Annotated in this window: 11 protein-coding genes; 6 read left to right on the top strand and 5 right to left on the bottom strand. The window is 45.9% G+C overall.

The window, feature by feature from the left end:
* The first annotated feature begins 151 nt into the window (after positions 1 to 151).
* The 4 genes from C9I99_RS01670 to C9I99_RS01655 all read left to right on the top strand — a co-directional run bounded on the left by C9I99_RS01670 (position 152) and on the right by C9I99_RS01655 (position 4,842).
* Positions 152 to 493, top strand: a complete 342-nt coding sequence (locus tag C9I99_RS01670) for a MaoP family protein (protein ID WP_107347105.1) — start codon at positions 152 to 154, stop codon at positions 491 to 493.
* A gap of 117 nt (positions 494 to 610) precedes the next feature.
* Positions 611 to 1,639: a glutathione synthase gene (gshB, locus tag C9I99_RS01665; protein ID WP_107347104.1), complete on the top strand. Its 1,029-nt coding sequence runs from the start codon at positions 611 to 613 to the stop codon at positions 1,637 to 1,639.
* A complete protein-coding gene (locus C9I99_RS01660; protein WP_107347103.1) occupies positions 1,623 to 3,605 on the top strand; it encodes a flavohemoglobin expression-modulating QEGLA motif protein in 1,983 nt (660 codons plus the stop codon). Before gshB ends, C9I99_RS01660 begins: the two co-directional genes overlap by 17 nt.
* A 238-nt stretch (positions 3,606 to 3,843) precedes the next feature.
* Positions 3,844 to 4,842 (top strand): YdcF family protein, encoded by a 999-nt coding sequence (locus tag C9I99_RS01655; RefSeq protein WP_170108141.1) that lies wholly within the window; start codon positions 3,844 to 3,846, stop codon positions 4,840 to 4,842.
* A 115-nt stretch (positions 4,843 to 4,957) separates the two neighbouring features.
* On the opposite strand, the gene C9I99_RS01650 is transcribed toward C9I99_RS01655, so the two are convergent.
* Both C9I99_RS01650 and C9I99_RS01645 read right to left on the bottom strand, forming a co-directional pair.
* On the bottom strand, positions 4,958 to 5,416 hold the full coding sequence (locus tag C9I99_RS01650) for a c-type cytochrome (RefSeq protein ID WP_107347101.1): 459 nt from the start codon (positions 5,414 to 5,416) through the stop codon (positions 4,958 to 4,960).
* 159 nt (positions 5,417 to 5,575) lie between these two features.
* Positions 5,576 to 6,415 (bottom strand): 2OG-Fe(II) oxygenase family protein, encoded by an 840-nt coding sequence (locus C9I99_RS01645; protein ID WP_107347100.1) that lies wholly within the window; start codon positions 6,413 to 6,415, stop codon positions 5,576 to 5,578.
* 372 nt (positions 6,416 to 6,787) lie between these two features.
* On the opposite strand from C9I99_RS01645, the gene C9I99_RS01640 reads away from it, so the two are divergent.
* Both C9I99_RS01640 and C9I99_RS01635 read left to right on the top strand, forming a co-directional pair.
* Entirely contained in the window at positions 6,788 to 8,302 is a 1,515-nt protein-coding gene (locus tag C9I99_RS01640; RefSeq protein ID WP_107347099.1) for a catalase, read from the top strand.
* 77 nt (positions 8,303 to 8,379) lie between these two features.
* Positions 8,380 to 8,934 (top strand): ankyrin repeat domain-containing protein, encoded by a 555-nt coding sequence (locus C9I99_RS01635; protein WP_107347098.1) that lies wholly within the window; start codon positions 8,380 to 8,382, stop codon positions 8,932 to 8,934.
* A 148-nt stretch (positions 8,935 to 9,082) separates the two neighbouring features.
* Here the strand turns inward: C9I99_RS01635 and C9I99_RS01630 are convergent, their stop codons facing one another.
* The 3 genes from C9I99_RS01630 to C9I99_RS01620 all read right to left on the bottom strand — a co-directional run bounded on the left by C9I99_RS01630 (position 9,083) and on the right by C9I99_RS01620 (position 12,261).
* Complete coding sequence (locus C9I99_RS01630; protein WP_107347097.1) at positions 9,083 to 9,541, bottom strand: NfeD family protein; 459 nt, start codon at positions 9,539 to 9,541, stop codon at positions 9,083 to 9,085.
* Positions 9,538 to 10,482: an SPFH domain-containing protein gene (locus tag C9I99_RS01625; protein WP_107347096.1), complete on the bottom strand. Its 945-nt coding sequence runs from the start codon at positions 10,480 to 10,482 to the stop codon at positions 9,538 to 9,540. Before C9I99_RS01625 ends, C9I99_RS01630 begins: the two co-directional genes overlap by 4 nt.
* Positions 10,483 to 10,617: 135 nt before the next feature.
* Positions 10,618 to 12,261 (bottom strand): methyl-accepting chemotaxis protein, encoded by a 1,644-nt coding sequence (locus C9I99_RS01620; protein ID WP_107347095.1) that lies wholly within the window; start codon positions 12,259 to 12,261, stop codon positions 10,618 to 10,620.
* Positions 12,262 to 12,481: the final 220 nt, after the last annotated feature.

The following is a 12,481-nucleotide window of genomic DNA, read 5'->3' as shown; positions in this document are numbered from 1 at the left end:
GACGAAGATTAAGGGTTAAAGGGATCATAATACATCTTCATACCCTTTCAGCTTAATCAAAAATTTTAATCGTTACGACTAAAAAATTTTGATTTACAAGATCTGCAAGCTGAAAGAATATCTGCGCAAATCACGTTTGGAAGCATATTCAATGAGAAGTGTAGGCAAATTTTACGACGATAAAAATTTCCCACGAGGTTTCAACCGCTCAGGTGTTTTCACCATTGGCGAAGCTCAAATTCTAGAAAATTTTGGTCGCACTATGCGTGGCCTCGCTGATGGTTCATTGATTCCGGAAACGGTTAATGAACAGGAATTTCTTGCCGATATCAGCGGCAGTAGAGAGATTCAAACCAGCTACGCCAAGTGCTGGTCTAAATACGTGAACAAGACCACAAACAAAGTACGTAGTTACACACTGTGTGTTTCGCAAAGAAAGCAGCACACTCACGACTTTGATGATGATGATGTCGAAACTGATATCGATATCTAAACAGAGTAAAGCATCTTTACTCTCACTATTTACCATTACGAATAAGCCATCCACCCTCCGTGCGATGGCTTACTTCTTTTTACCTCTGTCAACGTTGACAGTAATTAGGCGACTGCTATGAAAATTTGTTTTGTTATGTATCCGTGGGACAAAGTTGAGCCAGAAAATGACTCGACACTACGTCTGATCCACGAGGCTGCCACACGCGGTCACACGGTAGCCATTACAACACCGAATAATCTGACTATGCGACACAGCACGGCTATCGCATTCTGCCAAGTGCTTAAACAGACTGAGGTATCTAGCAATATCCCTAGCTTTTACCGTAAAGCAGAATTTCGCAAGGTCCAACTACCATTGGCCGGATTCGATGTCATTTTCATGCGCGCTAACCCGCCGCTGGACACCATGGCATTGAACTTCCTCGACTCGGTTCGTGATCATACCTTTATCATGAATGATATCGATGGATTGCGTGTGGCAAATAACAAGCTGTACACAACATCGCTGCCGGATCCGAACAATGAGTTCATCCCGGTCACCCATGTATCGAAAAACCGTGAATACTTAGAGCGCGTACTGGAAGAAACCCCGAACGACCGCATGATCATGAAGCCGCTAAATGGCTACGGTGGTAAAGGGGTCATCTTGGTTGAGAAAAGTGCCAAGTCGAGCGTGAAGTCACTCTTGGACTTCTACATCGGTGATGACAAGAATTACGTCATTCTTCAAGACTACATCGAAGGTGCAGAAGAAGGTGATGTACGCATCATGATGTTAAACGGTGAGCCTATCGGTGCAATGCGCCGTGTGCCAGCCAAAGGTGATGTACGATCTAACATTCATGCCGGCGGTAAAGAAGTGAAGCATGCATTGACCAAGCAGGAGCTGCGTCTTTGTAAGCACATTGGCCCGAAACTGGTTCGCGATGGCCTTTACTTTGTGGGTTTGGATGTTATCAACGGCAAACTGGTTGAAGTCAACGTGTTAAGCCCTGGTGGTATCACCCGTATCAACCGCTTGAACCGTACCAAGTTGCAAGTTCAAGTGATTGATTTTGCCGAAACCGTTGTGAAGGCAAAGGAAGTTAGCATTACGCGTAAAAATGAATTTCGTCAGGTGATTGCCGATGCTACAACTTTCTGAAGCGGAAATACTGGAAAGGATCCAGCAGTTAGCGCCGTTTGAAGCCCAGCTTAACGATGGAAGCTTGACTATTCGTATCAGCGAATATCAGCCATATATCGCCACAGCTATCCATCATGGTCACCGCCTGCGCGGCGACCTGATGCCAAACTGTTTGCTCACAGAAGAAGAACGCTACTTCGAGGAAGATCCCTTCACCGGTGATTTCATTTCCTCATTGCCTATCGTTCTTCAAGGTGAAGACTCGCGCTACGAATACGACTTGAACCGTGCACCTGAAAACTGCATCTATGATGAAGCATGGGGCAAACCGGTTTGGCAAACGGCGCTCACCGATGAAGAGCGTGCGGTTTCGCTGGCAAAACACAACAGTTATTACCGTATCCTAGCGTGCCTGATTGACACGCTGGAAAGCCAGTTCGGCCTTTGCCTGTTGTATGACGTTCATTCGTACAACTATCAGCGAATTGACCGTGATGTCCCTGTGTTCAACCTCGGCACAAAGCAGGTCAACACGCGTCGCTGGCGCAAAGAAATTGATAGCTTGGTCGGTAAGCTTCGCAACATCGAGCTACCGAACGTTGAGATCACTGCCGAAGTGAATGATGTTTTCCAAGGTATGGGGTATCAAGCCAGCTTTGTGAAAACCAATTTCACCAATACGCTGATCATGCCGCTGGAAGTGAAGAAAGTCTTCATGGATGAGGCTCGCGGTGAAAGCTTCCCGTTGGTCATCGATAAGCTACGCGCTGAGATGAAAAACGTACTGACTGAGCACGCCGCAGAAACCATTTTGCGCCGTACAAAAGTCAAGAAGCTTACTGGCAGTAACGTGTTGGCATCTAAACTGCCACGAGAAGTACTCAAGCTCGATCGCCAACTGTTTTCGATTGCAAGGGGAGTGAATACACTTAGTTATATCAATCCGCTTAATATCAAACAGGAAAAACGCCGGTTCTTGCACCGTCCTTATGACTACCAGTTGAACTTTACTTATCGACAGCTGGATTTGGATCCGTTCAAGTTCCGCGAACAGCTGTACCGTTTACCGGTGGAAGATATTCGCGATGCGGATATCCAGGCGATGTACCGCAAGGTGATTGATCAACTGGCCGTTCGTATCGACTTGCTGACCAGCATTGGTAGTGATGAGTTTCTATACAACTCGCTACGCTACTATGGCCAGCCGGATCAGAACGATATCGCCAATGCGAACTTTTTCTTGCATGCCTGTGAATACAGCGAGCCAGAAGAGGAAACCATTTCAGCCCAAGAAGCGATTCAGGCTTTTAAGCAAGCCGCCGATGAGTATGGGGTGAAGTGTAAAATTGCAGGCTCTAAACAGCTGATCGCCCGTGCAATGGTGAGTGGCCGGACAATCAAGGTAAACCAAACGGCAAAATTCAACCGTAAGGACCTTGATGCGCTTATCCACCATGAATTAGGGGTTCACTTGGTGACTAGCGCCAACGCTGATATGCAGCCGTTGAAGGTGCTTAAATTGGGTTTACCGGGTAACACCCATACCCAAGAAGGTTTGGCGATTTTATGTGAGCATTTATCAGGTAGCTTTCCGCTGCATCGTTTGAAAACGCTGGCATTGCGAGTGGTCGCTGTCGATATGATGGTCAAGGGTGAAAGCTTCAACGAGACCTTCCATGTGCTAAAGCATGACTACGGGATCAGTAACGATCAGGCTTTCACCATTACCGCGCGTGCATACCGTGGAGGAGGCTTCACCAAAGACTACCTCTACCTGAAAGGGTTGAAAGATGCATTGCATGCCTATGCCAGTGAAGATCTGACATCGTTGTTTATTGGTAAAACCGGTTTTGAATTCAAGCCTCTGCTTGATGAGTTGATCACTCGCGAGATCCTCAAAAAACCGGCTTATATGCCAAAAGCATTAGCCATGAAAGATACCAGCGATCCTATCATCAGCTACATGCTCAAATGCATTAAGTAATCGTTGCAAACCAACGAGAATAAAAAAGCCGTGAGGGTAATTCCTCGCGGCTTTCTGTTATGTACCTTGACCGCCCATACATCACTTCAACTACCCAGCCGTTAGTCTGACGGTAAAGCTCAAACACAATCAACATTTTGTTTTTCTGTGATTTTCACATAAGCGGCACCTTGCATTCTTGTTGATGAAGGATACGATAATCAATACGTGAAAGAATTCAAAAATGGTAGAAAGAAGCATGGACGATATCAAACTGGCACTGGACGCCTACAACAGCCACCATCGTCACAACTTTAGTTTAAACGGTAAAACCGTCTCTAACCTTGATGCTGTAAAGCACTACCTGTCAAACGCATTACGCTCGGCAACATACGATAACAAAACCGATATCCTCATGACCATGGCTAACGTTACTAGCTTTCAAGGCGACATCGACAAGGCGATAGACGGATATAACCAAGCACTAGTAAGTGCGAGTCTCCAGCAGCAGATCACGCTACACAGCTACCTAACTCTCTGGCATCACCATCAAGGAAATCAACAGCACGTCGCTAAGCATATTGACCAACTCTCTCATCTTACCCCTTTACGCGCACAAGCCTTAGCAGACGTTATTGCCATAATCGAACGCAATCTGAATACCCCTATTTGCTATCGACAACGGCCCATAAACTTCGAACCGGCGAAAAATACACAACATGCCATTGTGGCTCTTGGCTACAAGCTAAATAGCGACGGGTCTATTGCCAAACCATTAGCACTAAGGCTGGAACAAACCCTCAAGCTTGCTACCCAATCACCAAACAGCTTAATCATTGTCACTGGTGGCGTTGAGACCGCTGGTATAACTGAAGCCGATCAGATGAAAACATGGCTTGTAGATAATGGCGTCATGGCCAACAGAATGATCAAAGAGGACATGGCTGCCAATACCATAGAGAATGCCCAACACAGCTTGGCGATTTTGCAACGTAACCAAATCCAGCATACAACGTTGGTCAGCGCATCAATTCACGTCCACCGCTCGCAAATACTGTTCGAGACAATTCAGCACAGCCAGAAAAAAACCGAACGCGAAATCCAACGCTCCCACATTGCTTTTGATCATCTTGCCGTTAACGATGGATTATCACCAGAGTGTTATCCTACCGGGCAAACACGTATCAACTGTTACATTGATGCGTTACGGGGTTACGGACTGCCTGCTTTTCAGTATGAAAGCGTTAGTCAGGTTTAATTGCCACGAGCAACGGTAGCGTCAGTGCGGTTTTGTTTACTCAATAAAATAGCCAACCTCTCGGTTGGCTATTTACCCCCCTCCCCCATTCGGTTAAAACGGGCAGGCGGCTAGATCAATGATAAAAACCTTCATATTGAGTGTATTCGTAAGGTTCAAGTTCATATTTACCTTCAAGGAAGGTAATAAGATCGACCAAATCAGTCACTGTCATCACATCATTGTAACTTGGCATGATGGACTCGCCTGAGCGTACAACTTCGCCAGGATCATACCCTTGTGCAATTCGGTGGGAAGGGTTAATAACAGATACAACCAGCTCTTGATATTTTTTAAGCCTCGGTACCTTACCACCAAGCTCCACACTCACATCCGATTCGTCCAACACTTCAGGGCGTTCGTACCCTTCCATCGTGTGACAGCTTAAGCATTGATAATGCTGGAATAACTCTTCACCATGCGCCGCGTTACCCGGCGGCAAGGTAAATGCTGCTGTATTTCCGCGTTCTGGAGGTTCACACCCTGTCAGCGTGACAGTCAATATTGTACCAAGTAATAATGAAAAAAATTTCATAAATCCACCTGTTTTATGATTAGACTTGCTAGCAGATTCTGTGGCTATGATAAGTTTAGAAGATGATTGAGAAAGGATGTGCCAAGATTAGCACTGATTTTTACTCAATTGATTAAAGTCAAAAACCAGCCCGCCGGCTGGTTTTTCATTCAACGGGGTTTAAATCACACCCAGTTCGCGTAGGCGCTCCATCAGATAACTGTTGGCCGTGTGGCGCTCTGACAATACAACGTCAGGTTTAGGGTGAAGAAATAACGGCAGTGAAATACGCGCTTTGGTCTTGTCCGCTCCTTCAGGATTGATCACGCGGTGGGTCGTTGATGGGAAGTAACCGTCAGAGGCTTCTTGCAGCATATCACCGATGTTGATGATCAAATTGCCAAAATCACATGGCACATCCAGCCAGTCACCGTCTTTGGTCAGCACCTGAAGGCCCGGCTCATTCGCAGCAGGCAGTACAGTCAGAAGGTTGATATCTTCATGCGCTCCAGCACGAATAGCACCTAGCTCTTCATCACCTTTTAATGGCGGGTAGTGAAGCACGCGTAGCAACGTCTTATCGCTACCATCAATCATTGATGACAGTGGCTGAGAGTATAGTTCTGAAACGTTAGTAGGAGAGTGTTCTTCTACCCAACCTAGCAACTGGCTCGCAAGCTTGTTTGCTTCCTCGTAATAACGCTGAAGCTCAGCTTTTAGTGCATCAGGGCACTGACCCCACGGGTAGTAGTGAAAATACTCTTTGATGTCTTTTTTGCTATGACCCTTGGCGACTTCAGAGACTTCTGAAGGGAAAAAACCATCTTGAGTATCAACATTAAAGCGGAAGTTTTCTTTCTCTTCCGTGTTAAAAAAACCGTGCCAGTTGTCGTAAATCGACTGAACAAGCTGCTGCTGGATAGGGTGGTTTTTCAAAACGCCAAAACCAGTATGTCGAAGTGACTCAACAAAACGCTCGGCGGCATCGGGCGCGTTATAATCTACTGCTTCCAATTTCATGTTTTTATCTTCTTCTATCTGACTGACTAACTCGTTATTTTTATACCCAAGTGACTTCGCGTTGCTTGGTATCTATCACCGACGTAATCGGTTGCATTGCATTTTATCGTTTGCACTTACTCACCGACACCGCCAACCAGGAAACAATCTGTTTACACTAGGAAACAACAAACGATACAAAAAATGAATTCAACCAACAAAAGCGCACTATTCAACCGTAATTACAATAATGTGGTCGGTTAGCACACCAAATAAACTCTTTTATTAAATCAATAAGTAATAACTATTAAAGAGATAGGAAGTATCAATTTTATTTCATGCCCGGTGATTCGTATATTTGCCCTCACTTTACAACACAAGGTAATGATAAAAATGCAACTTAAGCAAAAAGCACTCGCTATTGCACTAGGCTTGGCAACAACATTGAATGTTAGCGCTCAGACTCTCACCCGTGACAATGGTGCTAACGTTGGGGATAACCAAAACTCTGTTACCGCAGGTAGCAATGGCAGCGTGCTATTGCAAGACGTACAGCTAATACAAAAACTTCAGCGATTCGCCCGTGAGCGAATCCCTGAGCGCGTCGTTCATGCCAGAGGGGCTGGCGCACACGGCATATTTGTTGCCAGCACAGATTTCAGTGAGATCACCGCTGCTGCCCCGTTTGCGTTTAGCGGCAAAGAAACGCCTGTTTTCGTTCGATTCTCATCCGTGATCCATGGTAAAGGCAGTCCGGAGACACTTCGTGATCCTCGCGGTTTTGCAACAAAATTCTATACGGATGAAGGCAACTGGGATCTGGTGGGTAACAACCTTCCTGTATTTTTTATTCGAGATGCCATTAAATTCCCAGACATGGTTCATTCACTGAAACCATCACCCGTAAATAATATTCAAGATCCTAACCGGTTCTTTGATTTCTTCTCGCATGAAGCGGGAGCCACTCACATGCTAACTTGGGTCTTCAGTGATTACGGTACCCCAGCAAGCTATCGAGAGATGGATGGTTTTGGTGTACACGCCTATAAGATGATCAATGCCGAAGGTGAAATCCGCTACGTAAAATTCCAATGGAAGAGTCAACAAGGGATCAAGAATCTAAGCAGTCAGCAGGTAGCCGACGTCCAGTCGAACGACTTCCAGCACATGACCCGTGATCTCCATGACAATATTGAACAGGGCAACTACCCGCAGTGGGATCTCTATATCAAAGTAATTGAGAGCGATAAGCTAAACGATTTCGACTACAACCCGTTAGATGCCACCAAAATGTGGCTAGATGTTGCCGAAACCAAAGTTGGCACCATGACATTGAACCGTAATCCAGATAATTTCTTCCAAGAAACCGAGCAAGTTGCTATGGCCCCAGCAAACCTGATCACGGGTATCGAACCATCGGAAGACCGATTACTACAGGGCCGCGTATTCTCTTATGCTGATACCCAAATGTACCGATTGGGAGCTAACCATCAGCAATTACCGATTAACCAGCCAAAGCAGCAGGTAACCAACTACAACCAAGATGGCGTCGCAAATCACGGTAATACCCATGGTGAAATCAACTATCAACCAAGCCGTCATAGCCAGGTTGCTGAAGATACTAAGGCTCGCCACAGTAATGCAACGTTATCAGGTCAGGTCCAGCAAGCCAGTATTGACAAGCAAATGAATTTTGCCCAAGCCGGTGAACTATATCGGAGCTTCAGCGAACAAGAAAAACGCAACCTGATCGCGAACTTCGCTGCGGATCTAGGCGCGGTGAAAGACAGTGGCGTTAAGCACACCATCCTTAGTTTCACTTACCGTGCAGACGCAGACTATGGTAAGAGACTCACACAAGCGGTAGATGGCGATCTAGCCAAAGTTAAGAAATTGGCCGCTCAGTAATAGCCTAAACACGATTTATAACGGAGTGCGGGCTTCCCGCACTCAACTCTCCAGATATCATAAGTCACTGGCAAAAAATGAAAAACTTTATTCGACTAGGCGTCGCCGTCACTTTCACTGTCGCAATATTACTGATCACCACAAGCACTTGTGCGAGTGAGCATGAAAGCGATTCCCCAAAGAGTAGTTATCATCAACTGCTAAACTACTACTTTGCTGCAGCACGAACTGCAGATACTGAAGTACTGACAGAGTTCATCAGCGCTGGGTTGCCGATCAATACCCAAGATGCCAAAGGCTATTCCGCCCTTATGTTCACCAGTTATTACGGCCACTACCAAGCAACCAAGCTGCTACTTGATAAAGGCGCTAATGCCTGCCTCAAGGACAATAGAGGGAATACCGCATTGATGGCTGCAATTTTCAAAGGGGAAGTGAGAATTGCAAAGTTATTGATAAAAGCAAGCTGCGATGCCGATAGCCCAAATAATGCGGGTCAGACGGCATTAATGTACGCCTCTCTTTTTGGCCGTGAAGAACTAAAGGCCATTCTCCTAGAGCACGGTGCGGATATTACGCTGGAAGATAACAGTGGAAACAGTGCAAGGAGCTTAGAAGGTCAACCAAATTGAGAAAACGGATAAAAAAAAGCCTCTGCATAAGCAGAGGCAATACCAGCAAATAACAAACACTTTTGAATCGCCCTCAATATAGCGGCAGCAACAAACATAAACTTACCATTATGCGCCACCACCGCGAATTGCCAGCAGATAGTGTATTTTACTGGCTCACTTTTTCTTGAATGATGACAACGATACCCTCGACCCTTATGACTTCAACCAAAGTGCCTGCAGGTATGTTGGACTCTGATTTAGCGGTCCACGTCGTATCACCGAGTTGCAAGCGCCCTTGCCCAAGCGGGAAGTCATTGTCTAGTACGCACGTTTGACCGATTAATTGCTCGGAGCGTTGATTCAAGCTGCGTTTCTCATCACCTGCTTTATCTTGTTTGTGCTGGTAGCGCCACCACAACCACGTCGTAAACAAGCAGAACACAGCAAAGGTCAGCCATTGCATTTCCCAACCTAATGGTAGGAAGAACAAGATCGCCCCCACCAACAAAGCCGATACGCCTAGCCATAACAGATAACCGGCTGTACCAAGTAATTCCAATAGCAACAATACCAGCCCCAGCGCTAGCCAGTGCCAGACATTCATTTGCTCAAGTAACGTGATCATGCCTGCTTACCTTTCTCTCCTTCTTTACTGCTCCCTGACTGACTGAGGATTTCAGTGATCCCCGCAATTGAACCCATCAGGCCAGTCGCTTCCAGAGGTAACATAATAACTTTACCATTCTCCGCTTGGCCTATCGTTTTCAACGCATCAGTATATCCTTGAGCAATGAAGTAGTTCACCGCTTGAAGATCCCCGTTGGCAATGGCATCGGACACCATAGCAGTCGCTCTGGCTTCTGCCTCTGCCGCTCGCTCCCTAGCTTCTGCTTGCAAAATAGCGGCTTGCTTATCACCTTCCGCCCGCAAGATTGCAGATTGCTTATGACCTTCAGCTCGCAAAATTTCAGCCTGTCTAACCCCTTCAGCTTCTAGAACCTCTGCTCGCTTATTACGCTCAGCTTTCATCTGTGCATTCATTGCTGAAGTAAGATCAGCCGGTGGCTGCACATCTTTTATTTCGATACGAGTGACTTTAACTCCCCAAGGGTTTGTGGCCTGGTCAACAATGGTTAGTAGTCGTCCATTAATGGTGTCTCGCTGTGATAGCATCTCATCGAGTTCCATCGAACCCAGCACAGTACGGATATTAGTGAGGGTTAGATTACGGATAGCATGTTCCAAATCGGTTACTTCATACGCGGCTTTCGGCGCATCGATGACTTGCACAAAACACACCGCGTCAATGGTAACATTGGCGTTATCTCGTGAAATTACCTCTTGCGCTGGAATATCCAGCACTCGTTCCATCATATTGATCTTGTTACCGACTTGGTCGATAAAAGGCACAATCAAATTCAAACCAGGACGTAGTGTTTTGGTATAACGTCCAAAACGTTCAACGGTCCATTCACTGCCCTGTGGAACGGTTTTAACGCCTGAAGCAATAAATACAATTGCTACGATGATAAAGATACCGACAGTGACCAAAGTATCGTACGGCATGTTGCTCTCCTTAATAAACAACGTTCAGTTAATAACCAGAATACCGTATGCAACTATTTCAGTACAATGGCTACCTCTCTGAATTTCAATAAAAAAGCCCCACAGTCGTGGGGCTTCGCTAACAATCAATGCTTATCAAACCTGGAAACGACCAACTTGCTGCCGCAATTTCCGGCATTGCGTTGCCAATTGTATGAAAGAGGCCTCCGTTGCGCTCACTTTCCCGACCACTTCTTGACTTTTATCCGCTATTTTTTGGACATTGTGGCTGATATCTTCACTCACTTGGCTCTGCTGGTTAGCCGCAGTGGCAATTTGCAGGTTCATTTCGTTAATCACTTCGATAGAGTGGCTAATGAGATCCAAAGATTCATTGGCAGTATTTGCCTGGCTCACAGTGGCAATTCCACTCTCACGACTGCGCTCCATTGCAGCGACCGCTTGCTTAGCCCCATGTTGCAAACGCTCAATCATCGTTTGGATTTCGCCGGTACTCATTTGTGTTTTGCTCGCAAGTGAACGTACTTCATCAGCGACCACCGCAAAGCCTCTTCCCTGCTCACCGGCACGGGCAGCTTCAATCGCTGCGTTTAACGCCAATAGATTCGTCTGTTCGGCAATGCCACGGATCACATCCAGAATAGAGGCAATATTTGCAACATCGCGCTCAAGTTCAGTGATCACATGATTGGAGCCTTCAATATCTTCGGATAGCTGATGAATGGAGATGACCGCATTTTCGAGAACAGTTTTAGCGGCCTTGGATTCTTCACTGGCATGCTGACTCGCTTTCGCAGCTTCGCTCGCATGCTGGCTGACATTGTCGCTGGTTGCACTCATCTCATGTACAGCGGTAGCAACATGGGCACTTTCTTCTTGTTGCGCATTGGCATGAATGGCAACATTCTGGGTATCATTCTGAATATTGCCAGTAGCCTCTTGCACCACTTGCAAGGTCGCCGAGACATCAATTATCGTATGATGAATTTCCGAGACAAACGCATTGAAGCCCTCGCCAAGTTGCCCGACTTCATCTTTACTCTCTACTTTGACCCGCTGCGTTAAATCACCATCGCCACTGGCAATATCGTTCATGGCTAGGGTGAGCTTCTTAAGCGGGGAAATGATGATGCCCGACAGCAACCAGGTGCCAACTAGAGATACCAACGCCGTAACTAACACCCCCACTTCTAACAACGTTGTGGCCCAGTCGACTTTATCTACCAACTCCTGCTTTACCGATGCTTCCTTTTGTTCGATCGTCGTTCTCAGCAACATGAATTCATCAATTAAAGCGGTAAACCCTTCATTCATCATTCCACGGTTAGTAAAATAGTACTGTTCCGCTTGAGCTGGGTTATTGACGATAAAAGCGTAATGCTTAACTAACTGTTGGTATTGGGATTGAATGGCATGCAGGATAGTTTGATTACCATCGGCTATTGAACCTTCGGCAATCAATGCCTGCGCTGATAATAACCTCCCCAGAGCCTTCGGCTCGTTATCTTCAAACAACTCGATATTATAAGCAAGAAAGTCCGTATTACCCGAGGCAAGTACAACCCCTTGCGCAGCCGTATTTAATTGATAAAGATCGCGGTAGCCCAGATCCATTTGCGCCAATGTCGGTTCAATCTTTAGCTCTATATAGTGATTGATTCTCTTTTGATCGATCAAGACCGACACAACAAAAGCAAAAAAAACCATAAACATGGTGACAGCAAAAATTACCGGGATGATGAACTTCCATCGGAAGCTTAGATGGTGAATCCAAGACATAGTACACTCCAAATGTATGAATTACCCACATCTGAGTCAAAAGTCTATTACTGCTTATTGGTTAATAAAAAAACGGTAAAGAGGTTTAAAATCAGCAAGGTATATTTTAAATCCTCATTTTAACATCTGCCGGTAAACACTCTTATCGCTTCTGTAATTTATGCAACTCGAGTCGTTGCAAAACTTTACTTATGATTCAGATTGAGGCACAGCTGACTCA

The organism is Photobacterium lutimaris (assembly GCF_003025555.1).
Classification (GTDB): Bacteria; Pseudomonadota; Gammaproteobacteria; order Enterobacterales; family Vibrionaceae; genus Photobacterium; species Photobacterium lutimaris.
This window is presented reverse-complemented; position numbering and strand designations above follow the sequence as displayed.

Excerpts from the sequence above, each read along its gene's own strand:
- C9I99_RS01670 (WP_107347105.1), top strand. The coding sequence starts at position 152 with ATGAGAAGTGTAGGCAAATTTTACGACGATAAAAATTTCCCACGAGGT.
- gshB (WP_107347104.1), top strand. The coding sequence starts at position 611 with ATGAAAATTTGTTTTGTTATGTATCCGTGGGACAAAGTTGAGCCAGAA.
- C9I99_RS01660 (WP_107347103.1), top strand. The coding sequence starts at position 1,623 with ATGCTACAACTTTCTGAAGCGGAAATACTGGAAAGGATCCAGCAGTTA.
- C9I99_RS01655 (WP_170108141.1), top strand. The coding sequence starts at position 3,844 with ATGGACGATATCAAACTGGCACTGGACGCCTACAACAGCCACCATCGT.
- C9I99_RS01650 (WP_107347101.1), bottom strand. The coding sequence starts at position 5,416 with ATGAAATTTTTTTCATTATTACTTGGTACAATATTGACTGTCACGCTG.
- C9I99_RS01645 (WP_107347100.1), bottom strand. The coding sequence starts at position 6,415 with ATGAAATTGGAAGCAGTAGATTATAACGCGCCCGATGCCGCCGAGCGT.
- C9I99_RS01640 (WP_107347099.1), top strand. The coding sequence starts at position 6,788 with ATGCAACTTAAGCAAAAAGCACTCGCTATTGCACTAGGCTTGGCAACA.
- C9I99_RS01635 (WP_107347098.1), top strand. The coding sequence starts at position 8,380 with ATGAAAAACTTTATTCGACTAGGCGTCGCCGTCACTTTCACTGTCGCA.
- C9I99_RS01630 (WP_107347097.1), bottom strand. The coding sequence starts at position 9,541 with ATGATCACGTTACTTGAGCAAATGAATGTCTGGCACTGGCTAGCGCTG.
- C9I99_RS01625 (WP_107347096.1), bottom strand. The coding sequence starts at position 10,482 with ATGCCGTACGATACTTTGGTCACTGTCGGTATCTTTATCATCGTAGCA.
- C9I99_RS01620 (WP_107347095.1), bottom strand. The coding sequence starts at position 12,261 with ATGTCTTGGATTCACCATCTAAGCTTCCGATGGAAGTTCATCATCCCG.